Origin of the sequence: Paracoccus sp. ME4 (assembly GCF_046736325.1) — a bacterium.
Taxonomy (GTDB): Bacteria; Pseudomonadota; Alphaproteobacteria; order Rhodobacterales; family Rhodobacteraceae; genus Paracoccus.
In genome coordinates this window covers 601,484-622,963 of record NZ_CP151276.1, presented here as the reverse complement: position 1 = coordinate 622,963, position 21,480 = coordinate 601,484, and the positions used below count along the sequence as shown (strand labels likewise).

Annotated in this window: 20 protein-coding genes and 1 pseudogene; 13 read left to right on the top strand and 8 right to left on the bottom strand. The window is 67.3% G+C overall.

Going from position 1 to position 21,480, the window contains the following annotated elements; genetic code table 11:
* Positions 1–65 precede the first annotated feature (65 nt).
* The 6 genes from AACG61_RS03115 (at position 66) to AACG61_RS03090 (ending at position 9,433) form a co-directional block, all read left to right on the top strand.
* Entirely contained in the window at positions 66–4,547 is a 4,482-nt protein-coding gene (locus AACG61_RS03115) for a hypothetical protein (protein ID WP_411838566.1), read from the top strand.
* A 5-nt stretch (positions 4,548–4,552) separates the two neighbouring features.
* Positions 4,553–5,164: a hypothetical protein gene (locus AACG61_RS03110; protein WP_411838565.1), complete on the top strand. Its 612-nt coding sequence runs from the start codon at positions 4,553–4,555 to the stop codon at positions 5,162–5,164.
* Between the two features lie 9 nt (positions 5,165–5,173).
* Positions 5,174–5,464 (top strand): hypothetical protein, encoded by a 291-nt coding sequence (locus AACG61_RS03105; RefSeq protein ID WP_411838564.1) that lies wholly within the window; start codon positions 5,174–5,176, stop codon positions 5,462–5,464.
* 532 nt (positions 5,465–5,996) lie between these two features.
* Complete coding sequence (locus AACG61_RS03100) at positions 5,997–8,621, top strand: hypothetical protein (RefSeq protein WP_411838563.1); 2,625 nt, start codon at positions 5,997–5,999, stop codon at positions 8,619–8,621.
* Complete coding sequence (locus AACG61_RS03095; RefSeq protein WP_411838562.1) at positions 8,621–8,980, top strand: hypothetical protein; 360 nt, start codon at positions 8,621–8,623, stop codon at positions 8,978–8,980. Before AACG61_RS03100 ends, AACG61_RS03095 begins: the two co-directional genes overlap by 1 nt.
* Before the next feature lie 81 nt (positions 8,981–9,061).
* A complete protein-coding gene (locus AACG61_RS03090; protein ID WP_411838561.1) occupies positions 9,062–9,433 on the top strand; it encodes a hypothetical protein in 372 nt (123 codons plus the stop codon).
* Positions 9,434–9,759: 326 nt separating this feature from the next.
* Here AACG61_RS03090 and AACG61_RS03085 read toward each other — a convergent pair whose 3' ends face one another.
* On the bottom strand, positions 9,760–9,978 hold the full coding sequence (locus AACG61_RS03085; protein WP_411838560.1) for a hypothetical protein: 219 nt from the start codon (positions 9,976–9,978) through the stop codon (positions 9,760–9,762).
* 196 nt (positions 9,979–10,174) lie between these two features.
* Between AACG61_RS03085 and AACG61_RS03080 the strand changes: the two genes are divergently transcribed.
* From AACG61_RS03080 to AACG61_RS03070, 3 genes are all read left to right on the top strand, one after another.
* On the top strand, positions 10,175–10,819 hold the full coding sequence (locus AACG61_RS03080; protein WP_411838559.1) for an N-acetylmuramoyl-L-alanine amidase: 645 nt from the start codon (positions 10,175–10,177) through the stop codon (positions 10,817–10,819).
* A gap of 2 nt (positions 10,820–10,821) precedes the next feature.
* A complete protein-coding gene (locus AACG61_RS03075) occupies positions 10,822–11,256 on the top strand; it encodes a hypothetical protein (RefSeq protein WP_411838558.1) in 435 nt (144 codons plus the stop codon).
* A gap of 248 nt (positions 11,257–11,504) precedes the next feature.
* Positions 11,505–12,500, top strand: coding sequence for a hypothetical protein (locus AACG61_RS03070; protein WP_411838557.1), 996 nt, complete (start codon positions 11,505–11,507; stop codon positions 12,498–12,500).
* Here AACG61_RS03070 and AACG61_RS03065 read toward each other — a convergent pair.
* Together AACG61_RS03065 and ileS are read right to left on the bottom strand one after the other, a co-directional pair.
* Positions 12,497–12,739: a DUF3253 domain-containing protein gene (locus AACG61_RS03065; protein WP_411838556.1), complete on the bottom strand. Its 243-nt coding sequence runs from the start codon at positions 12,737–12,739 to the stop codon at positions 12,497–12,499. The genes AACG61_RS03070 and AACG61_RS03065 overlap by 4 nt on opposite strands.
* A complete protein-coding gene (gene ileS, locus AACG61_RS03060; protein ID WP_411838555.1) occupies positions 12,736–15,699 on the bottom strand; it encodes an isoleucine--tRNA ligase in 2,964 nt (987 codons plus the stop codon). The genes AACG61_RS03065 and ileS overlap by 4 nt, the downstream gene beginning before the upstream one ends.
* Positions 15,700–15,882: 183 nt before the next feature.
* Between ileS and AACG61_RS03055 the strand changes: the two genes are divergently transcribed.
* The gene (locus tag AACG61_RS03055; protein WP_411838554.1) at positions 15,883–16,716 is read left to right on the top strand and encodes a DUF6635 family protein; all 834 of its coding nucleotides are present in this window, start codon (positions 15,883–15,885) and stop codon (positions 16,714–16,716) included.
* On the opposite strand, the gene queF is transcribed toward AACG61_RS03055, so the two are convergent.
* A complete protein-coding gene (queF, locus tag AACG61_RS03050) occupies positions 16,713–17,174 on the bottom strand; it encodes a preQ(1) synthase (RefSeq protein ID WP_411838553.1) in 462 nt (153 codons plus the stop codon). The genes AACG61_RS03055 and queF overlap by 4 nt on opposite strands.
* Before the next feature lie 102 nt (positions 17,175–17,276).
* Here queF and AACG61_RS03045 point away from each other — a divergent pair, with 102 nt between their 5' ends.
* The 3 genes and pseudogenes from AACG61_RS03045 (at position 17,277) to AACG61_RS03035 (ending at position 18,401) form a co-directional block, all read left to right on the top strand.
* On the top strand, positions 17,277–17,675 hold the full coding sequence (locus AACG61_RS03045; RefSeq protein ID WP_411838552.1) for a group III truncated hemoglobin: 399 nt from the start codon (positions 17,277–17,279) through the stop codon (positions 17,673–17,675).
* A 101-nt stretch (positions 17,676–17,776) separates the two neighbouring features.
* Positions 17,777–18,065 (top strand): annotated as a pseudogene (locus AACG61_RS03040) (transposase); the annotation flags it as partial.
* A gap of 33 nt (positions 18,066–18,098) precedes the next feature.
* On the top strand, positions 18,099–18,401 hold the full coding sequence (locus AACG61_RS03035; protein WP_411839552.1) for a hypothetical protein: 303 nt from the start codon (positions 18,099–18,101) through the stop codon (positions 18,399–18,401).
* 279 nt (positions 18,402–18,680) lie between these two features.
* Here the strand turns inward: AACG61_RS03035 and AACG61_RS03030 are convergent, their stop codons facing one another.
* The 4 genes from AACG61_RS03030 to ispH all read right to left on the bottom strand — a co-directional run bounded on the left by AACG61_RS03030 (position 18,681) and on the right by ispH (position 21,413).
* Positions 18,681–19,313 carry a trimeric intracellular cation channel family protein gene (locus AACG61_RS03030; RefSeq protein WP_411838551.1) on the bottom strand — a complete coding sequence of 211 codons (633 nt, stop codon included), beginning with the start codon at positions 19,311–19,313 and terminating at the stop codon, positions 18,681–18,683.
* A complete protein-coding gene (gene rnhA, locus AACG61_RS03025) occupies positions 19,310–19,759 on the bottom strand; it encodes a ribonuclease HI (RefSeq protein ID WP_411838550.1) in 450 nt (149 codons plus the stop codon). The genes AACG61_RS03030 and rnhA overlap by 4 nt, the downstream gene beginning before the upstream one ends.
* Entirely contained in the window at positions 19,752–20,378 is a 627-nt protein-coding gene (locus AACG61_RS03020) for a glutathione S-transferase family protein (protein ID WP_411838549.1), read from the bottom strand. The genes rnhA and AACG61_RS03020 overlap by 8 nt, the downstream gene beginning before the upstream one ends.
* A gap of 75 nt (positions 20,379–20,453) precedes the next feature.
* On the bottom strand, positions 20,454–21,413 hold the full coding sequence (ispH, locus tag AACG61_RS03015) for a 4-hydroxy-3-methylbut-2-enyl diphosphate reductase (protein WP_411838548.1): 960 nt from the start codon (positions 21,411–21,413) through the stop codon (positions 20,454–20,456).
* Positions 21,414–21,480 lie beyond the last annotated feature (67 nt).

Below are 21,480 nucleotides of genomic sequence, written 5' to 3'. Positions count from 1 at the left end.
TCGCGACCTGGGTCTCTGCGACCTTCAGCATCGGCGCCGCGACGGCGCTGGCCGCCACTCAGTTCGTGGTCGGCCTCGGCCTCAGCGCCATCGGCAACGCGCTGTTCGGCCCGAAGCTGGGCGCGGGCGGGGCCAATGTCAGCTTCGACGTGAAGATGGGCGACAGCCTGCCCCTGTCCTTCGTGGTCGGCGACTATGCGACCGCCGGAAAGCGCAAGTACATCGGCAGCTGGGGCAAGAACACGCGCTTCATCACCGAGGTCATCGAGATCAGCGCGCTTCCGGTGTCCGGCCTTCAGCGCCTCTGGATCAACGACGAGCCGGGCGACGCGCACGACGGCTGGTTCGCCTATGTGAATGGTTCCACTCAGCCGGGTGATGTCACCGGCGTCACGGAATACCAGAGCCCCCAGAGCAGCGGGCTGTTCCTCGGCACGCCCTATGCGAACATGGGCCGGTCCGATGCGCCGAACGACGCGCGCATCTGGGTCAAGTTCATCAATGGCACGCAGACTTCCGCAGACCCCTTGCTGATGTGGGCCTTTGGCGGTGATCCGGATTATCCTTGGACGTCCAGCATGATCGGACGCGGCAAGGCCTATGTCATTGTCACGACCGAATACCTGGAAGAGAGCCTCACCAGCTATCCGACCTTCCTGTGGCAGCCCGAGCCGCTGGCTCTCTACGACTGGCGCGCCGACAGCACGGCGGGCGGGAGCGGGGCGCAGCGCTGGAGCAATCCTGCGACCTGGCAGCCGACCCGGAACCCGGCCGTGATCGCCTACAACATCGTGCGCGGCGTGTATTTCGGCAGCGAGTGGGTCTATGGCGGCAGGAACCTGGCCGCATGGCGCCTGCCGGTCGCGGAATGGACGGCTGCGGCCAACGCCTGCGACCGCCCCGTGACGCTGGCCTCGGGCGCGACCCAGCCCCGCTATCGCTGCGGGATGGAGATCAGTGTCGACATGGAGCCGGCATCGGTCCTGGACGAGCTGGGCAAGGCCGCGAACATGAAGTTCGCCGAGGTCGGCGGGCGGCTGAAGCCCATCGTCGACCTGCCGGGGTCGGCGGTCCTGTCCATCAGCGATGCGGACATCCTGATCACCGAGGGACAGAGCTTCTCGCCCTTCAACCCGGTCAGCGACACCTTCAACGCGATCAGCGCGACCTATCCCGAGCCGGGCGAGAAATGGGCCAGCAAGGACGCGCCGGAATACATCGACGCGGACGCACGGGACGAGGACGGGGAGTATCGGCCGACCTCGATGTCCTATGGCGCGGTGCCCTATGCCCGCCAGGTGCAGCGGCTGATGCGCTCGCAGGTGCGCGACTTCCGCCGGATGCGTCGCCACCAGTTCTACCTGCCGCCCGCGGCCTATGCGCTGGAGCCAGGCATCGACATGGTCAGCTGGACCAGCCAGCGCAACGGGTACGACAGCAAGCTGTTCGTGGTCGAGAGCGTCGCCAAGGCCCCGGGCATGAACGTGCTGGTCAGCCTGCGCGAGGTCGATCCGAGCGACTACGACTGGACCAGCGGTTTCGAGCGGCCCGTGATCATCACGCCGCCGGTGAATCCCCGGCCGTTCGTGCAGACCTCGGACGGGTTCAACGTCGCGCCTTCGACCATCGCCGACGAGGCCAGCAATGCCCGCCGCCCCGATGTGCTCGCGACCTATGTAGGCAGTGAGGTGGGCGTCACCAGCATCCAGATCCGGGGCCGTGTTGCGGGCCGGACTGAGATTGTGATCGACACGCTACGCCGGTGGAACGACGCGCAGGCCTGGCGGTCCTTCAACGTGCTGCCGTCGACCACCTACGAATTCCAGGCGCGCCTGTTCTCAGACCTGACGCCGCGTGGCGCATGGTCCCCGTGGCGGAGCGTGACGACCCCCGAGGTCGGCTTCACCTGGGAGGACTGGGACGCGGAGCTGCGCGACCAGATCGAGGGCGACCTTGCCCTCATCCCCGCCGCGATCGAGGCGGCCCAGGATGCCCGTGCCCGCGCCGATGCCGTCCGCAGCGATCATGATGCGCTGGTGGAGGGATTCGTCGGCAAGCTGACGGACCTGACGGCCGCCGATCAGGGCATCCAGCAGCGGTTGGACCTGGTCGAGCTGTCGGTCAGCAACAGCAGCTATATCCGCAAAACGGACGGCGACGGGCCATCCGTGGGCCTGTGGGACGGCATCGGCGCGGCCGCCGATCCGATCAGCAGCACCAGCGTGCCGCCGGGGCAGACCGGCCGCAGCGTCCAGGTCGCGGCACCGGGCGCGATGGAGGGGCCCGTCTATACCGGGGCCAGCCTGAACGGCGCCATCTTCCGCATCCGAGGTTGGGTGTTCGTCAGTGCCGGCGCCACGGCGCGCGCCGCGCTGGTCAACGCCTCCGGCGGGATGATCGCCCAATCCGGACCGATCACCGGGGGATGGCAGCAGATCGACCTGCAGTTCGAGGTCGGTGTCGAGACCTCCGAATGGTCGCCGGCTTGGCTGGTGACGGCTGGCGGCACCATGCGGTTCTGGCGAGTCCGTCTGGAGGACTATTCCGCAGCGGCGAGCCTGGAGGCGTCGATCGCGGAGAACGCGCAGGCCATCATCGACGAGACGGCTGCGCGCGCCGCGGTGGTCGGCACGCTGACGGCGCGGGCGAACAGCCTGGCGGGGCGGCTGCTGCCGTCCGACATGCGCAACGAGGGTGAGTTCTGGACCAACTCGCTGTCCGGCAGCCCGGAAGCCGTCGGCGACCTGTCCAGCGCCGTCCAGTATTACACCAGCCCTGCGGTCGGTGCGGTTGTCCGGATCCCGGTCGGACAGGCGACCAACACGCACATCATCTCCAAGGGCGTCACCGAATTCACCGAAGGCAGGGTCGTTCGCCTAACCGTCAAGGTCGCCAACATCGGCGGAACCACCGATCGCCTCCGGGCGCTGTTCGTCGCGCTCCGTTCGGACTTCTCGGTGTCTCGAAGCCTCGGCACCAGCAGGATCATCAGGCCGCCCGCCGCCGGCCAGTTTCAGACCGTCAGCCTCGACTTCACCGTGCCTGCTGCGCTGGCCGATGAGGCCTGGCTTCGGATCGGTGTCTTTGCCAGCGCGGCGACGTCACCCGATCTGACCATCGACGTCGCCTCGATCCGCATCGACGACGTCACGGCATCGGAGGGCGTCCGGGGCGAACTGTCCGGCGAGATCACCACCATCAAGGGGTTGGACGTCGATGCCTTGGAAGGGACCGCGTTCGGCGTCCTCCTGGAGCAGTTGGAGGTAAACGCTGGCGGGACGAGCGCCAAGATCACGGCCCAGGGTTCGGCCATCGCCGATCTGGAAGGCAATGCCAGCGCGGGGTACCTGATCAAGGCCCAGGCCGGCGGCGCGGTGTCGCTCATCGATCTGATCGCCGCTGACGGGTCGGGCGACACCCCGACGTCCATCGCGCGTGTGGCCGCAAGCGAGATCCTCCTTGAGGGCTCGGTCTTCGCGGACCAGATCGCCGTGGTCGGCGTCCCGACGCTGGTCCATGACCCGCTATACAAGCGCATGGCATCATGGGTCGGCACCGGCCTGGGATCGCCTGCGGAAACCCGAGATGCGGCGACGTTCGGCGGGGGTGTAGCACTTTGGGGCGGTGAGACCCTTCTTTTGCTGACGCCTGCGAATTCCGGCGCATACGCCCGCGTCATCTCGCGGAAGGTGGCGGTGCGGCCCGGCCAGCGGATCAAGGCGCAGGTGACGATGCGCGCGTTCACGGGAGGTCGCGAGGCCGGGTTCCGGGTGTTCTTCTATGCTACCGAAGCCCAGGGTGCAGGATCGCCCACGGCAACTGCCACATCCGTCTTCAACGGTACCTCGGCGTCGGAGCGGACAGTTGAGGTGGAGGTGCCCGCCGGTTGCGTCTGGATGGCGATGGAACTGGCCAACAGGCCTGCTGCCACTGGCGCGGACACGGGCACGGCCGGGTTCGGATACCCCGAACTGCGCAACATGGATGCGGCGAACCTGATCGTTTCGGGCGGCATCGTGGCCGACATGGTCACGACGGACACCGTCCGGGCGATCAATGGTCGCTTCAGCAGCCTTACTGCTGCGAATGTCAGGATCGGCACTGCTGAAATCGACACGATCAACATAAAGGGCGATGCGCTGTATGTGCCCTACCTATTTACGCGAGCCGACGTCCAGGTTCCGACCAGCAACGGCCAGGGCAATCAGCTCTTGGTATTCGATCGGACAATTCCAGACTTTGAGGGCGGCGGTTTCTTGGCCTCGTTCAACGCGTACTATGACAGCACGACTTCATCGGACGCTTTCGGCGCAATGCGCCTTGTCATCGACGGCGTGCAGCAGGTTGTCATGCGGTTCGGCGTTCGTGCGGCCAGCGATGAGGCGAAAGCCATGTTTCCGGTCAACCTGACCGGCACGGCCAGCGGCAACGGGGCAACGAACATCAAGGTGTATGTCTACAACAGCAATTGGGCAAACATTGGCAGCACCTCAGCGTCGTTCTGGATGCGAAATTTACAACTCACGGTATCTGGGACGAGGCGATAAGGCTCATGGATTACGCTCGATTTGATCCCATCACCGGTGATCTTACGATCCAGAACAGGCCACCTGGCGCATTCGACGAGGGGTGTATTTTCTGGGAGGTGCCGCCCGGGACGGACCCGAATATCCTGTATCTGAAGGATGGGGATCTGAAATTTATTCCCCCGCGCCCGCAAGGTCACCATTGGCATTTCGACAGAGTGTCGGAAGCATGGATTGACCCCCGCACGCCTGCCGACCTAGAGGCCGAGCTGGTCGGTGCGCGGCTCGCGGCCATCGCCGCGATCAACGCGGCGGCGGGGCAAATCCGTCGCCTCTACGTCACGGACATTCCGGGGCAAGAGGCGCTCTACCTGATGAAGGAGGCAGAGGCGCGCGCATGGGTCGCCTCAGCCGACCCCGACCCCATGCAGTTTCCGCTGATCTCGGCCGAAGTAGGGATCACCGCGACAACCGCCGACGAGGTGGCACAGGTCTACCTGAACCTCGCCGGCATCTACACCGCGGCCGCCGCCCAGCTGGAGACCGTGAGGCTGGGCCATATCGCGCTGGCGGAAGTCGCCCCCACCGTCGAGGCGGCTGAGGCCGCCGCCCAAGCGTTCCGCGACCTGGTCGCCTGAGAGGACCCCATGACGACGATCACCTTCAAGCCCGGCGCGACCGGGCCCTTTGCGATGACCTTCACGGATGGCGATGGCAACGCCCTGCCATGGGACGCCGTGCAGTTGCGCATTAACACGGGCGCGTCCTGCGAGGTGATTGCCGGGAGCGTGGCGGGCGGCCGCTGGCAGTTCGACCTGTCCGCCCTGGCGTTGCCGCCCCGGCTCTATCCGGTTTCCGTCTACTTCGACGAGGGCGACGGCTTCCGCCAGCTTCTCGACGGACCTGATCTTCTGTTCAACATCACTGGGGGTTGCTGACATGAGCAGCGTGAACATCGCCGTCGGCTTCGTGGGTCCGCGCGGCGCGCCAGGGCCGGGCCTGAATATCAAGGGCAGCTTCGAGAGCGAGAGCCAGCTTCCCGCGCAGGGCGCGGCGGGCGACGGCTACCTGATCGACGGCGACCTGTGGGTCTGGGCGGGATCGGCATGGGAGAACGTGGGGAACGTGCAGGGACCGGTGGGGCCGGTTGGTCCGCGGGGCGAAGTTGGTCCGGCTGGCCCGACTGGCCCCGCCGGACCAGTCGGGCCAGCCGGGCCGGATGGTCCGCAGGGTCCAATCGGCCCGCAAGGCAGCGCCGGCCCCGCAGGTCCAGTCGGGCCAGCAGGTCCCATCGGCCCGCAAGGTCTGCAGGGACCCACCGGGCCCATCGGTCCTGCCGGCGCCACTGGCGCGACTGGTCCCCAAGGTGCCCCCGGGCCAAACGCGGCATCGTTCGCCACCGATGCGGAGGCGCAGGCCTACTCGGCGGCAAATCCCGGGGCGCCTACTTTCTCTCGACAGGCATGAGCCATGAGCTTCATCGCACTACGCAACCAGCGCCGGGCATTCCTCAATGGAGTTGAGCAGACCAGCCTGTTCATCAATGGGCAGCGCATATGGCAGAAGCCCGTCGTGCTGCCGGCGATCTCCGAAATCTATGGGACAGGTGCGGGCGAGGTTCTGATCCACACCGCCACTTGGTCAGGCACCTCAATCCCAAACGCGGGAGGCGGAGGCGCAACCTACAACGCCACCATGACAGGGGCGACTATCGATGCAGAGCCAGAATGGTTGCAATTTGCTGCGACAGGTCGCTTTTTCGAAATGGCCTCAATCGTCGAAGGCATCGGTAAGCGATTCTATATGCCGATCGACCTATCCGTCAGCCGCAATCTGATCGCCCTGATGGGCTACCGGCTTAATCAGACTGACAGCCAGGTTTCGCTGATCTTCAATGAAACTGGGCTTCGAGTCGGCGGAAAAATCGCAAACACCAACGTCAGCTTCAACCTATCCAACGCGATGACGGTCACACAGGGCCTGCATTTGCTTGAGTTGCAGTTAAATCTCGGCGCTTTCGAGGTGTTCCTAGACGGCGTTTCCGTCGGCACGGCATCCCACGACTTCACCACGTTCCCGCTGAAATGGTTTGGCGCGGGCGTGACCAAGGCCAGCGACCTCAATAGCTTCCTGGGTCGCATGGGACGGATCGTGGTGCAGGCGACGGATGGGACGCACAGCACGAATATTGCAGCGGTTCGTCAATATTACCGGGCAACCTATCCGGGCTTGACGATTGCGGGCGGCGGTGGGGTGACCCCAGAGCCAGACATTCCCTTGGCTCAATACTTCGGGACAGGGTCCGGTCAGATACTCGTCGATGTGCCCACCGACACGCTCAACAACATCGCAGCCGGTGGAACCTCGTTCAACCTGACGTCGACCGGCGTCGTAGAGGACGCCGCGCCCGGCTGGCGTCTTTGGTCTGCTGCGGGTCAGAGACTGCAGTTCGCATCGTCCCTGGACCTGAACGGCAAGCGGATTTTCCTGCCGATCGACGCGGATGTGACCCGCACGCTGGTCAGCGTCTTGGGCGGGGCGGTTTCGAGCAATGCGGTCTATGCTTCCCTGCTCTTCGACGGGACCGGTCTGCGGATCGCGCGAAACGCCGGCTCGTGGGTGGTGACGGACATCGCCGGGCTGAACAGCACTTTGGGCGTCCACCTGTTGGAGATCCAAGTGTCCGGTGATCGCATCGGCTGCTGGCTGGACGGCCGGTTTGTGGGTTGGGGCCTCCCTGGCCAGGCGCAGTTCCTCGTCCAGTTCCTCGGCGTCAGCAACAGCGGGGCAGGCGACACAAGCAACGGCTTCGTCGGGCGCATGGGCCGCCCGCGCGTCTTGGTGACGGACGGGTCGCACACGGCTGTCATTAATGCGATCCGCGATCAATACGAGGTGGAATACCCGGGCCTGACGGTGGCTGTTGACGCGCCCGTGACCGGAGCGGACAACGGCATCTCGGCCCTGTCGGCAGCCGGGCGCGGGACTGATGTTCTGGTGGACGCCACAGTCGCAGGAACCCGGTATAACCAAATCCTGACCGTCGCGCCCGCCGGAACCGGGCTGACCCGCTACGACACGGTCTACCTCCAAGGCGGCGCTCTGGCAGTCGCACAGGGCACGGCGCGCACCACGGACCCGGAATATGGTCAGCCTGCGCTGCCCGGCGGGGCAATCCCGCTGGCACGCGTGCGAGTTGGCGCGACGGCCATCAATTCGGCGGTCGCGCGTGGCCCGCTGATCGGCGGCATCCATCACAGCGTGCGGGCGATCTATGAGGCGCACCGGACCGCGATCAGGGCTGCATTGCCTGCGCTGCGCGGCAAGTATGCGGCAGGCCAACCCATTTCCCTTGCCGTGACCGGTGACAGCATCACGGCGGTTCAATCTGCGGGGCCCTCTCTCACTCTGCCCAACACCGACGTGCGCGACCGGTTCGGCAACTACTTCACCGGCCAGGCGCTGCAGGCCGATGTGCAGGCGGCAATCACGCGTTTCACTTCCGCTCAGATGGGGCGGCCTGGCTCCGTGACCGATCACGTCAAGGTTGGCTGGTTCTGGCCGCTGCTGAACCAGATGGCGACTGCTAAGGGCTATGTCTTGGGGTCCAATCTGTCCTACTTCAACTTCGCTGTCGCGACCTACGGCGTGGTTGAAATGCTGAACCCCGACAAGACCCCGACCGCGTGGCTGTCGGCGTGGATCGCGCAGAACGCTGATGCCCATGCCATCGCCACCGGCATGAACGATAGGACGCTTGATCCGGTTCGGGTGCAGGGCGACATGGAGATCATCGCCGGACTGGCGCAGGACGCAGGGCGACAGGTGTTCTTTGTCGAGTTGCCGCGTGCCAATACGACGAACGCCAGCAACCACGCCATGACGCAGCGCACCTGGGCGGCGACCCGCGCGGCGGCTCTGGCATCTGGCACCGGCTGCGTTCCCTTGGGCTTGATCTATGAGGACGGGCTGCTGGGCGGGCATGTCGTCAACGTCGAGGACGTTTGCGGCATCAACAAGTCCAACCACCCCACGCCACTGGAGCAGGACCGGAACGGTCAACTTGTGGCTGACTGCCTGATTGGAGATCTGTGATGTGGGAGTTGCTGATCTTCATGCTGGCTTCCCCGGATGCCCAGTCCGACGCCTACACCTGGGGCGCGGCCCTTCTCGGGCACGCCTTCGTTGGCGTGTTCCTGACGGCCCTGATCGGCTGGCGGGCGGGGGCATGGCGCGGGGCGCTGATCGCCTCGGCCGCCTATCTGCTGATCTGGGAGGGCGTGCAGGTCGCGGCCTTCGGCGGCGGCGTCGCGGACAGCCTCGTGGATGCGGCTGCGGTGGCCTGTGGCGCCGTGGTCGCGGCAGGGGCGTGGCGGAACCGCGGCGTGGCCGTCGCGGGCGCCCTCGCGCTGCTGGTGACGATCGGGGCGGTCGGCATCGGGCGCCGCAGATGAGCCTTCGGCCAGCTTTTCGGGCGCTGCCTGCCCACCTACGCTGCTCTTCTGGCCAATGGCCGCATTCCACAAGGATCCATTATGCCCCCTGAAACCCCATCGGGTCTGCTGGAGCAGATCGCTTTCTTTCTTGCGGCCTGCGCCACATGGATCGCGGGCGAGGCGGGCCGCGCCTTCCTGGCCGGGGTCTCGGGCGGGTTCGTCCGCTGGCTCATGGCAGACCGGCGCAAGCTGCGCGACGGCGCGGTGTCGGTCGTGGCCGGAGGGCTGATGTCGCTCTATGCCTCGCCGCTGATGCTGGTGGTCCTGGAGCGCTGGTTCGGCGCACTGACGGGGGATGCCGCCGGGGCCGCGGGCTTTGCGGCGGGGCTGGCCGGCATGTCGCTGGCCAAGCTGATCCTCGGCGCGATCGACGCCCACGCCCGCCGCATGGGAGGAACGCCCAATGCCTGACTGGCTGCGCCAATGGGCGCGCGAGGAGCGGCGTACGTGGATATTCGCGGCCGCCGTTCTGTCGGCCTGGGGCGCGATGCACCTGATCTGATCGACGCGCCTTCAATCCTTCCCCTGTCCGCCCAGCACTTGGGACCGCAGGGCAGCACCAAGTTACCCGGAACAATCGACAAAAAACACCAAGCGAACCGGCCGCCATTTGGCCGGCCCGGACCCTGTTCGTCCGCGACATGGATTGCCGCTTCGGCGAGGAGCGGCACTGCCAGCGGATCCACGACATCTGGCTGATCGCAAGCCAGCTGCGCGGGCCGACGATCTAACCTGGGTCAGGCCGGGAGTTCTCGCCCGATCGAACTGGCAGACCTACGGCCAAGCCGAATGCCCGAAAGCACTGAGCGAGCGAGAAGGTCATCCTCCTCTCTGTCATCGAGAGCTTCGCGAGCTGATGCGAACAGCATGTCAACTTCATAATCACTGAGATCGCGGATCTGATCGGCGATCTTGGTAATAGCGTCCAAAAGGGCAGCTACGTCTTCTTCGTTCATGACAATATCCTGACAGCGATGGAGAAAATGACTTGGCCGGGAATGTGAGGGTTTAGTATCCGCACCCCCCGTCGACCGGTCAAGCGCTCATATGCTTGTCCAAATCGCAACGACCCGTCCGAGGTCAGCCTGAAAATCAGAGTCAACCCGAAGCCTGCTCTTTCATTGAGCGGGTCTTTCCGCATTGGAGCAAGACATGACCCGAGAACCGATCCGGTCGATCCAGACCGGGCTGAACGCGCTTGGCTATTCGCCAGGCGCGCTGGATGGCCTGTTCGGCGCCAAGACCCGCGCCGCGGCCGAGAGCTGGCTGGCGGCCGGCGGCAAGGCTGCCCCGGTAGCGGCCCCCGCCGCGCCCGTGACGCCCGTTAGCGGGGCGATGATCCATCAAGGCAGTGCGCGCTACCCAGTGACTGAGATCATCGTCCACTGCGCCGCCACGCGGCGCGACTGGATGGAGGGCCGGCCGCTGGCCGACAAGATCGCCGAGATCCGGCGTTGGCACACGTCCGCGCCGCTGAATTGGCGCGACATCGGCTATCACTGGATCATCGATATCGATGGCAAGGTGCTGCCCGGCCGCAAGGAAACGGACATTGGCGCACACGCAGGCGCCGTCAAGAACCGCGGCACCATCGGCATCTGCCTGATCGGCGGCCACGGCTCGGCCGAGACCGACCGCTTCTCCGACCACTTCACGCATCAGCAGGACATCACCCTGCGGCAGATGATCGACGCGATCAGCCTGCGCACCGCAATCCGCAGGGTCAGCGGCCACAACGAATACGCCGCCAAGGCCTGTCCCGGCTTTGACGTCGCCACCTGGCTGAAAGGAGCCTGACCATGGACAGCATCAAGACCATCGCCCCCATCTTCATCGGCCGCACGCGGTCCTTCTGGCTGGGAATCGTCCCGGCCATCCTGACGCTGATCGACGTGATCGCGGGAAGCGTCAGCGACGGCACGGCCGAGCCGATCGCCACCGGCCTGGCCGCCATCCTCGGTCCGCTGACCGGGGCCACGGCCGAAGGCATCCACGGCTTCATGCTGGCGGTCGCGCCGATCTGCGCGCTGATCGTGGCGCATCAGCGCGGCGGGCTGGCTCGGCCCTACACCACCAGCCCGGCGAAGGAGCGCGAGCTGATTCGCACGATCGAGGACGGCAAGAGCGCCTTCGAGGCGGGCAAGGCCTTCGGCGAGCGGTTGCTTCAGACGGGTAGCAAGCCCCGCGCCTCTGCCCCGTCGACCACGAAGCCTGCCCCCAAACCCAAGCCCTGAGCGGGCACCTGGGCGCAGGATGCAGCGATTCGCGGCGGAAGGTGTCCCGCACACTCAAAATGCGGGACACCTACATCAGCATTTACTGATGGAAATGGTCGCCATGGTGTTCCAGGGTCGCCCACCACTTCCCCCCTCCCCGATCGAACCGCAGCGCGCGACGTCCCCCGAAATTTCGGCGGCCGGACCCTTTCGATGCGGCCTGCCTGCGGCTATGCCTGTGATACGGCATTGCAAGGGGGCATCCGGTGTCCAAGAAGCGCATCCATCCCAATCTGCTGATCGTCGGCCAGGCGGGGCGGCTGGAGCATGAGGCGATCATCTTCATGGCCAGCCTGCGCGCCCATGCGCCGGACTTCGCGGGCCGCGTGCTGATCGCGGAGCCGCAGCCTGAGGCGGCCTGGGCCGGCCACGAGACGCGGATCTCCGATCCGGTGCGCGACCTGCTGACCGGCATGGGGGCCGAGATCCTGCCCTTCGTCGCGCGCCATTTCGGCGCCGCCTATCCGCAGGGCAACAAGATCGAGGCCATGGCCCTGCTGCCCGCGGACCAGCCCTTCGTCTTCTTCGACACGGACACGCTGATCACCGGGCCGCTAGACCGGGTGCGCTTCGATTTCGACCGCCCCTCCGCCTCGATGCGCCGGGAGGGCACCTGGCCTAAACCGCCGCTCTACGGGCCCGGCTACGCGGATATCTGGCGCTCGATCTACGACCGATTCGGCGTAGGCTTCGACGCGACGCTGGACCTGTCGCAGCCCGACGAACACTGGGAACGCTATCTCTACTTCAACGCGGGCTGGTTCTTCGGGGCCGATCCGGCGCTGTTCGGGCAGCGCCTCCTGGACTGGGCGCTAGCGCTGCGCGACGATCCGCAGGACGAACTGGCCTGTCAGGTGATGGAGCCGTGGCTGGATCAGGTCGTGCTGCCGGTGGTGATCGCCAGCCTGGGCGGGGGGCGTCCGGGGCCGGCGCTGGACGGGCTGGACGGCGACGTCACCTGCCATTACCGCAAGCTGCCCCTGCTCTATGCACAGCATTCCGACGCGGCCATCGCCGCGCTGGAAGCCGCCGTCGCCCCGCGCGAGATCAAGCGCGTGCTGCGCGAATGGGAACCCGCGCGCAAGCTGATCTATCAGGAGAAGGGCCGCCAGAAGGTCCGCCCGATCTTCGCCGACCGCCCCAACGCGCCGGAGCGGATGATCCGCAATCAGCTGAAGGCGCGCGGCTGGTGGCTGGTCTAGGCTGAGGGCCGCGCCAGACGGATCGGCCCGCGCGGGTCCGGCCCGGCCGGGCGACCGCCCTGCGTGACGGCGATGCGCCCCTCCGCCGCCATCTCCAGCGCGACGCGCCGCAGCGGCGCCATCAGCGGCCGCCACTCCGCGGCCAGATCGCGCGCCACCTGGCTGGGACAGCAGGTCGTGCCCGGCCGCAGCCGGGCGACCTGCGCAAGGATGGCCCCGCGCAGGTCGTCATCCGTCATCCCAGGACCGCGTCGCAGCGCGCGCAGGTGCCGGGATGCCTGTGGCTGCCCACATCGGGCAGGATCTTCCAGCAGCGCTGGCACTTCTCGCCCTCGGCCATCTCGAAGACCACGCCGATGCCCGGCGCCTCGGCCATGTGGAACGCCTCGGTCGGGACCGGGTCGCGGGTCAGCACCAGGTCCGAGGTGATGCAGACATCCGCGAAGGCCACCGATTTCAGCGCGGCCAGCATCTCCGCATCCTCGACATGGACGACCGGCGCGGCCTCCAGGCTGGCGCCGATGGTCTTGTCGCTCCGCTTGACCTCCAGCGCGGCGGTCACCACGCGGCGGGCACGGCGCACATGCTCCCATTTCGCGGCCAGCGGCTCGTTCAGCCAATCGGCGGGGGTGGCCGCGAAATCGTGCAGATGCACGCTGTCATCTTCCGACGGGAAGCGCGACAGCCAGACATCCTCCATGGTGAAGGGCAGGATCGGCGCCAGCCAGGTCACCAGCCGGTGGAACAGCAGGTCCAGCACCGTCCGCGCCGCACGCCGCCGCGGGCTGTCCGCCGCGTCGCAATAGAGCGCGTCCTTGCGAACGTCGAAATAGAAGGCCGACAGATCGACGGTGCAGAACTGGAACAGCGTCTGGAACACGCCCTGAAAGTCGAAGGCGGCATAGCCCTTGCGGACCTGGTGATCCAGCTGCGCCAGCCGGTGCAGCACCCATTGCTCCAGCTCGGGCATCTGCGCGGGCTGGGTGCGCTCGGCCTCCTCGAACCCCGCCAGCGACCCCAGCAGGAAGCGCAGCGTGTTGCGCAGCCGGCGATAGCTGTCGGCGGTGCCCTTCAGGATCTCGGGGCCGATCCGCTGGTCGGCGGTGTAATCCGCCTGCGCCACCCACAGGCGCAGGATGTCGGCGCCGTATTGCTCGATCACCTTGGCGGGGACGATGGTGTTGCCAAGCGATTTGGACATCTTCATGCCCTTCTCGTCCAACGTGAAGCCATGCGTGACCACGTTGCGATAGGGCGCGCGGCCCTTGGTCGCGCTGGCCTGCAGCAGCGAGGACTGGAACCAGCCGCGATGCTGGTCGGTGCCCTCCAGATAGACGTCGGCGATGCCGTCCGGCGCGCCATCCTCGCGGTCGCGCAGCACGAAGGCATGGGTCGAGCCGCTGTCGAACCACACGTCCAGCACGTCCATGATCTGGTCATAGGCCTCGGGGTCCGCGATCCCCTCCAGCATGCGCGGCTTGAAGCCCGCGCTGTACCAGACATCCGCGCCATCCGCCTCGAAGGCCGCGACGATGCGCTCGTTCAGCCGCGCATCGCGCAGCAGGAAGTCGTCATCGGTGGGCTTGGCGCCGCGGCGCACGAAGCAGGTCAGCGGCACGCCCCAGGCCCGCTGGCGCGACAGGACCCAGTCGGGGCGGTTCTCGACCATGGAATGGATGCGGTTGCGCCCGGTCTGGGGCCACCACTTGACCAGTTTGTCGATGCTGGTCAGCGCCCGCGTGCGGATCGTGTCGCCATGCGCGCCCATGCCGTCATCCAGCGGCTTGTCGATCGCCGCGAACCATTGCGGCGTGTTGCGATAGATCAGCGGCGCCTTGGACCGCCAGCTGTGCGGATAGGAGTGCTTGATCTTGCCCTTGGCCAGCAGCGCGCCCGCCCAGGCCAGCTGCTTGATGACGCTGACATTGGCGGGGCCGTCCTTGCCGTCCGGCGCGATGATCGCCTCTCCGCCGAAGATCGGCAGGTCCTTGCGATAGCTGCCGTCGGGCTCGACATTGTAAGTCATCGGCAGCTTGAAACGCAGGCCCAGCTGATAGTCGTCATCGCCATGGCTGGGCGCGGTGTGGACGAAGCCCGTGCCGGCCTCGTCGGTGACATGATCGCCGGGCAGCATGGGGACGTCATAATCCCATTCGCCCGCACCATTCTCGACCCCGCGCAGGGGGTGGGCCAGGAGAGTCCCCTCCAATGCGCTGGCAGGCACATCAGCGAGGCGTGCGAACTCGGTCACCTTTGCCGACGCCATAACAGTCTCGGCCAAGGCATCCGCGATGACGATGCACTCCCCCGCCACGGCCGTGGACTTCTCATCCGCAGCCAAGATCTCGTAGAGACCGTATGCGATGTCAGGGTTATACGCGACCGCGCGGTTCTGCGGGATCGTCCAGGGTGTTGTCGTCCAGATCACCACGCTGGCTTTCTCCAGCTTGGTGAAGACGTCATCTCCGAACGGCATGTCAGGATTGTAGTTGACTTGCTTGGGCGCTGCATCAGCCAGAAACTTGAACCGCACCCAGATCGTGTGGCTGGTGTGGTCGTGATACTCGACCTCGGCCTCGGCCAGAGCGGTCTTCTCGACCGGCGACCACATCACGGGCTTGGACCCCTGATAGAGCGAGCCGTTCATCACCAGCTTCATGAACTCGGCCGCGATGACGGCCTCGGCGTGGAAGTCCATCGTCAGATAGGGCCGGTCCCAGGCCCCGGTCACGCCCAGACGCTTGAACTCCTCGCGCTGGATGTCGACCCATTCGTCGGCAAAGCGGCGGCATTCCTGTCGGAACTCGACCATGTCGACCACGTCCTTGTCGCGGCCTTCCTTGCGGTACTTCTCCTCGATCTTCCATTCGATCGGCAGGCCGTGGCAGTCCCAGCCCGGCACATAGCGCGCATCGAAGCCCATCATCTGATGGGACCGCACCACGATGTCCTTGATCGTCTTGTTCAGCGCGTGGCCGATATGCAGATGCCCGTTGGCATAGGGCGGGCCGTCATGCAGCACGAACGGCTTGCGCCCCGCCGCGGTCGACCGCAGCCGGTCATAGACGCCGATCCGCGCCCAGCGCGCCAGCCATTCGGGTTCGCGCTGCGGCAGGCCCGCGCGCATCGGGAAATCGGTTTGGGGCAGAAAGACGGTGTCGCGGTAATCGGGGGCGGTGGGCGTCGTGGCGTCGGCCATCGGGGCGTTCCTTCGAGAGAGGTTCGGACAAGGCTGACCCGGCGGTATGAAACCTCACACCGCCGGGCTGCTAATTCGAGATCCGAACGCCGCAAAATCCATCCGCCTTCTATAGGAACCGCCGCCCATGGCTGCAAGCGGCGAAGCTGGCGCGGTCCGGGCCGCGCCGCTAGACTGCACGCCATGGATCCGCGCCCCGCCTCCCTGTCCACCCCCGCCACCCCGCGCGAGGCCGCGCTGCGCCGCTTCGTCGCGCGCCGATACGGGGTCCGGGGCACGCTGGCGCTGCATCGGCACGCGCTTGGGGCGGACCTGCTGCGCGCGCCGCTGAACGTGATGCTGGCGCCGGTGGCGCTTATCCTTCAGGGGCTGGGCTGGGCCGCCGGGCGGCTTGGCGCGCGGCGCGCCGGGGCCTGGCTGCGCGGGCGGCGGGTGTTCCTTCTGTCCGACATGTCGCGCGTGATCGCGGCAGACCTGACGGCATTGATCGACGACCTGCGGGCGCAGGGCCTGGTCCCCGACGCCCCGCCCGAGCGCATCGCCCGCGCCATCCGCACCCATGTCGAGACACGCAACGCCGTAGCCGAGATCACCACCTCGCTGATCGTGCTGGCGACCGGCATCCTGCTGTTCCAGCGCGCGACGCCGGGGCTGATCTCGCTGGCCGGGCCCTTCGCCGAACTGCGCGCCCACGGCGCGGCGGTGCGCGACTTCGCCTTGGGCGACACTTTGGGACGGGCCTGGTACTGGGCCTTTCCGGTCGAGCTGTCGCCCCTTTACGTCATGGCGACCGGGGCGATGCTGGCCGTGGCCGGCTCGCTGGTCACGACGTTTGCGGGTCTGATCGCGGACCCGGTTCAGGCCATGACCGGCCTCCACCGCCGCCGCCTGTCGCGGATGCTGGACCGGCTCGACCGGGCGCAGGACCACGACGCCCCGGCCCCCGAACATCTGCTGGCGCGCTTGGGCGACCTGATCGACGCGGGCCTGCTGGCGCTGCGATCCTGGCGGGGCTAGCCGCGCCCGCGATAGGTCGGCACGCCCTGATCGGGCAGCCACAGGCCCGCAGGCGCGGCGCCCGTCTGCCAGAACACGTCGATCGGGATGCCGCCGCGCGGATACCAGTATCCGCCGATGCGCAGCCATTGCGGCTCCAGCAAATCGGCGATGCGGCGACCGATGCCCACGGTGCAATCCTCATGGAATGCGCCGTGGTTGCGGAAGCTGCCCAGGAACAGCTTCAGCGACTTGGATTCCACCAGCCAGTCGCCGGGGACGTAATCGATCACCAGATGCGCGAAGTCGGGCTGGCCGGTCAGCGGGCACAGGCTGGTGAATTCGGGCTGGGTGAAGCGCACGGCATAGGTCTGGCCGGGCTGGGGGTTCGGGACACGCTCCAGCACGGCCTCGTCGGGGTGCTGCGGCAGGCGGGTGGCGCTGCCCAGCTGGGTCAGCGCGTCGGTGTAATGGGCCATCGGATGCTCCTGTTTTGTCCGGGTGGGCTGCGACCGGGTGGCCTCCCTTACGGCGGCACGCGGCCCCTTGCAACCGGGCGGCGCCTGTCCCAGATGCGACGGATGGACCCCCGTTTCGACATCACCGAAGCCGAGATTGCCCGCGTGGTCGCGGTCTTCTACGGCGCCGTGCGCCGCCACGAGGTGCTGGCCCCGATCTTTGCCGAGCATGTCGGCGACTGGCCCGCGCATGAGGACCGCATCGCGGCCTTCTGGAAGGGCGCGATCCTGCACAAGGCGGGCTACAACGGCAGCCCGATGCGCGCGCATCTGTCCGCGGGCAATGTCCGCCCCGAGCATTTCGAGATCTGGCTGGCGCTCTTCGACGAGGCTTTGCGCCGCACCCTGCCGCCCTGGTCGGCGCGGGCCTGGTCGCAGCTGGCGCATCGCATCGGCCAGGGGCTGCGGGCCGGGGTCCAGAACATCGACGCGGGCCGCGCGGGGCCGCCGGTGCTGCGCTAGGATCGGAAACTGTCGATCTGCCCGAGGCCGTGCGGTCTGCGTGATCCACCCCCCGAAATGACGGCGGTGAGGATGAGCAACCTTTTCCGACAGAGGCACAGATGGCGCGGCTGGAACCCTTCCTTCCCAAAAGCCACGGCAAGCCGCAGGTCGATAAGCGGCGGGTGGTGAGCGGAGTGATCCCGTTCAACCGCAATGGGTTGTGCTGGCGCGACGCACCCAATGACCATGGGCGGCCCAAGACCCTCTGCAACCGTCGGAAGTCGTGGAGCGACAAAAGCGTCTTCTCCCGGATGACGGAGAGCTTGGCTCCCCAAGGCCGCCGTTCCAAAGACGGCAATGATCGACGCGACCTCCCTCAAGGCGCATCGTATGGCCACTAGACTTCGGTGGGGAAGGTATGCCCGCTCATCGGTCCGGGCCATGGCCGCGAACTCGCGCGTCATCAGCGGCAAGGCGGCAGTCAAGTCCGCCCCGACGCCCACGCATGTCCCTAAGCAGGAATGCCATGTGCGGACCGAGCTGACCCGCACCGGGGTCCAGCAGCTCCGCGAGCAGGCGTCGCGACCGGGCATGGCCGTGGGCGACGACCCGTCCACGCTCAACCAGAAGGCTTCTGATCTGGTCCGTCAGCGCCGTGCGCGTGCCAACCGGCCGATCCAGTATCCGAGGTTCGGGTTTCGCATGCCGCCTGATCGACCGGGCGCACCACCGTTGCCCGCATGACCGCAGGCCCTTGATGTCTCCACAGGACGCGGTTCCGACGATGCCGCAGTCAGGACTGCTGTCGAACGAGATCGGGCACGCCGCCGAGATGGCCGCATCGGACCTGCATCACATTGGCGGCATGTCACGGACAGGACGATGCCCCCAAGGCGATCTCAGACGAAAATGGCCTTGGCTGAGATTCGACGCGCATGACACGCTTGGAACCGTCACCCTGCGGATGCCGGCAGAGGCGTAAGGCCCCGTCAGCCGGACGAGCCCGCTGCCCGCGTCCAAAGCCTAGCGCCGCGGCGGGCGCGGCTTGTAGAGCGGCAGCCGCCAGCCCAGCATCAGGCTGCCCGCCCGCAGCACCCAGACGACGACCGCCCCCGCGATCAGCGCCTCGGCCCGCGCGACGCCCAGCCAGACCAGCCCCACCGCCGCCACCGCACCGCCGAAGGCGGCGGTCAGATACAGCTCGCCCTGCTTGAAGACCAGCGGCACCTCGTTGCCCACGACATCGCGCATCAGCCCGCCGAAGGTGCCGGTGGCGATGCCCATGATGACCACGATGACCGGGCCGAACCCGCCCTCCATCGCGACGCCCGCGCCCGCGGCCACCGCCACGGCCAGGGCCACGCTGTCCAGCCAGACCAGCCAGCGCTGGCGGCTCTCCAAGAGATGCGCGGTCCAGAAGACGGTCAGCGCCGCCCCCGCCGCCAGCAGCACATAGGACGGATTGGCGACCCAGAACACCGCCTCGCGGTTCAGGATCAGGTCGCGCAGCGTGCCGCCACCCACCGCCGTCAGCGCTGCCATGAAGACGAAGCCCACCGGGTCCAGCTGCGCCCGGCTGGCCACCAGCGCCCCGGTCAGCGCAAAGATCAGCACCGAGCCGTAATCCAGCACCGTGACCAGCGTATCCAGCGTCATTTGAAGGGCGCCATCCCGGCGCGGGCCAGCTCGTCGGCGCGCTCGTTCTCGGCATGACCGGCATGGCCCTTGATCCAGCGCCACTCGACCGCATGCGCGGCTTGGGCCGCATCCAACCGCTGCCACAGCTCGACATTCTTGACGGGCTTCTTGTCCGCGGTCTTCCAGCCGTTGCGCTTCCAGCCGTGGATCCACTGGGTCACGCCGTTCTTGACGTAATTGCTGTCGGTCACGATCACGATCTGACTGGGGCGCGTCAGCGTCTCCAGCGCGCTGATCGCGGCCATCAGCTCCATGCGGTTGTTGGTGGTCTGCGCCTCCCCGCCCTGCAGCTCGCGCTCCTTGACCACGGTGGCGCCGTCCAGCGCGCGCATCAGCACGCCCCAGCCCCCGGGGCCGGGATTGCCGCTGCAGGCGCCGTCGGTCCAGGCGAACAGCTCAGGCATCCAGCCCCACAGCCCCCGGCAGCGCCGCGACCCGGTCCAGCCAGGCCGTCACGGCCGGGAACCGCGCCATGTCGAACCCGCCCCGGCTGCCCGCCGTATGGGTGTAGGCATAAAGGCAGATGTCGGCCAGGCTGACCGCATCGCCCACCAGCCAGTCGCGCCCGGCCAGATGCGCCTCCATCCGGCCCAGCAGCCGATGCCCCGCCTCCAGCAGCGCCGCCATCCGCTCGGGCGTCGCATCGACGGCGCGGTGCGGATACCAGGCCAGCGCGGCCCGCACGGCGATCACGCCCTCATGCTGGTTCTGCTCCCAGAACATCCAGGCCAGCATATCGGCCCGAACGACGGCGTCCCCGGGCCAGAACCGCGTCCCCTCGCCCAGCCAGCACAGGATCGCGTTGGATTCGGGCAGCAGCCGGCCATCCGGCAGCTCCAGCACCGGCGCCTTGCCCAGGGGCAGGCGACCGTCCCGATGCGCCGCCTCCAGCGCGGGGCTGCCATATTCGACGTCGATCAGCGCGCAATCGCGGCCCAGCAGCGCCAGAAGCAGCCGCACCTTGTAGCTGTTGCCGGAAGACGGCATGGAATAGAGCCTCACCGGACCCCCCTTCTTCTTCACGAAAATATCCCGGGTGCGCCACGGGTCCACGGACCAGCCGGCGACGGGCAGAGCCCCGGCGCTCTCGGCCAGCCCTCAGGCCGCGGGCTCGCGCAGCACGCGCGGCACCTTGAACTCGACCCGCTCGACGGCGGTCTCGACCACCTCGACGCTCACGTCGAACCGGTCGCGGAAGGCGTCGATCACCTCGTTGATCAGCACCTCGGGGGCGCTGGCCCCGGCGGTGATGCCGATGCTGCCGATCCCCTCCAGCGCGCGCCAGTCGATCTCGGCCGCCCGCATCACCAGCTGCGCATAGCCGCATCCCGCCGATCGGCCGACCTCGACCAAGCGCTTGGAGTTGCTGGAGTTCTCGGCCCCGATGACCAGCAGCGCGTCGACATGCGGCGCCACCGCCTTGACCGCCGCCTGACGGTTGGTGGTCGCATAGCAGATGTCCTCCTTGGCCGGACCCACAATGGCGGGAAAGCGCGCCTGCAGCGCCGCGACCACGGCGGCGGTGTCGTCGACCGACAGGGTGGTCTGGGTGATGAAGGCCAGACGCTCGGGGTCGCGGACCGCGATCCGGGCCACGTCGGCCACGTCCTCGACCAGGATCACCTCGCCCTCGGGCAGCTGGCCCATGGTGCCCAGCACCTCCGGGTGGCCCTCATGGCCGATCATGACCATCTGCAGCCCCGCTGCGTGGTGACGCTCGGCCTCGATATGGACCTTGCTGACCAGCGGGCAGGTCGCGTCGACATAGACCATCTGGCGGCGCTGCGCCTCGGCGGGAACCGCCTTGGGCACGCCATGGGCCGAGAAGATCACCGGCCGGTCGTCGGGACAGTCGTCCAGCTCCTCGACGAAGACCGCGCCCTGATCGCGCAGCTGGTCGACGACGTATTTGTTGTGCACGATCTCGTGGCGGACATAGACCGGGGCGCCCCATTTCTGCAGCGCCATCTCGACGATCTTGATCGCGCGGTCGACGCCCGCGCAAAAGCCGCGCGGCGCGGCCAGATAGAGCTTCAGGGGGGGCTTGATCTGTTCCATGCCCCTCAGGTAGCGCGAAGCCCCCGTCTCGTCCAGCACCAGAAGGTCACAACCGCCCGACCGCCGC

Bases quoted from the DNA above. Each gene is read 5' to 3' on its own strand.
- AACG61_RS03045 (WP_411838552.1), top strand. From the start codon at position 17,277: ATGGACCCCCGTTTCGACATCACCGAAGCCGAGATTGCCCGCGTGGTC.
- AACG61_RS03085 (WP_411838560.1), bottom strand. From the start codon at position 9,978: ATGAACGAAGAAGACGTAGCTGCCCTTTTGGACGCTATTACCAAGATC.
- ispH (WP_411838548.1), bottom strand. From the start codon at position 21,413: ATGGAACAGATCAAGCCCCCCCTGAAGCTCTATCTGGCCGCGCCGCGC.
- AACG61_RS03110 (WP_411838565.1), top strand. From the start codon at position 4,553: ATGGATTACGCTCGATTTGATCCCATCACCGGTGATCTTACGATCCAG.
- queF (WP_411838553.1), bottom strand. From the start codon at position 17,174: ATGGCCCATTACACCGACGCGCTGACCCAGCTGGGCAGCGCCACCCGC.
- AACG61_RS03065 (WP_411838556.1), bottom strand. From the start codon at position 12,739: ATGACGGATGACGACCTGCGCGGGGCCATCCTTGCGCAGGTCGCCCGG.
- AACG61_RS03055 (WP_411838554.1), top strand. From the start codon at position 15,883: ATGGATCCGCGCCCCGCCTCCCTGTCCACCCCCGCCACCCCGCGCGAG.
- AACG61_RS03080 (WP_411838559.1), top strand. From the start codon at position 10,175: ATGACCCGAGAACCGATCCGGTCGATCCAGACCGGGCTGAACGCGCTT.
- AACG61_RS03075 (WP_411838558.1), top strand. From the start codon at position 10,822: ATGGACAGCATCAAGACCATCGCCCCCATCTTCATCGGCCGCACGCGG.
- rnhA (WP_411838550.1), bottom strand. From the start codon at position 19,759: ATGCCTGAGCTGTTCGCCTGGACCGACGGCGCCTGCAGCGGCAATCCC.
- AACG61_RS03090 (WP_411838561.1), top strand. From the start codon at position 9,062: ATGCCCCCTGAAACCCCATCGGGTCTGCTGGAGCAGATCGCTTTCTTT.
- AACG61_RS03035 (WP_411839552.1), top strand. From the start codon at position 18,099: ATGGCCGCGAACTCGCGCGTCATCAGCGGCAAGGCGGCAGTCAAGTCC.
- AACG61_RS03030 (WP_411838551.1), bottom strand. From the start codon at position 19,313: ATGACGCTGGATACGCTGGTCACGGTGCTGGATTACGGCTCGGTGCTG.
- AACG61_RS03105 (WP_411838564.1), top strand. From the start codon at position 5,174: ATGACGACGATCACCTTCAAGCCCGGCGCGACCGGGCCCTTTGCGATG.
- AACG61_RS03095 (WP_411838562.1), top strand. From the start codon at position 8,621: ATGTGGGAGTTGCTGATCTTCATGCTGGCTTCCCCGGATGCCCAGTCC.
- ileS (WP_411838555.1), bottom strand. From the start codon at position 15,699: ATGGCCGACGCCACGACGCCCACCGCCCCCGATTACCGCGACACCGTC.
- AACG61_RS03100 (WP_411838563.1), top strand. From the start codon at position 5,997: ATGAGCTTCATCGCACTACGCAACCAGCGCCGGGCATTCCTCAATGGA.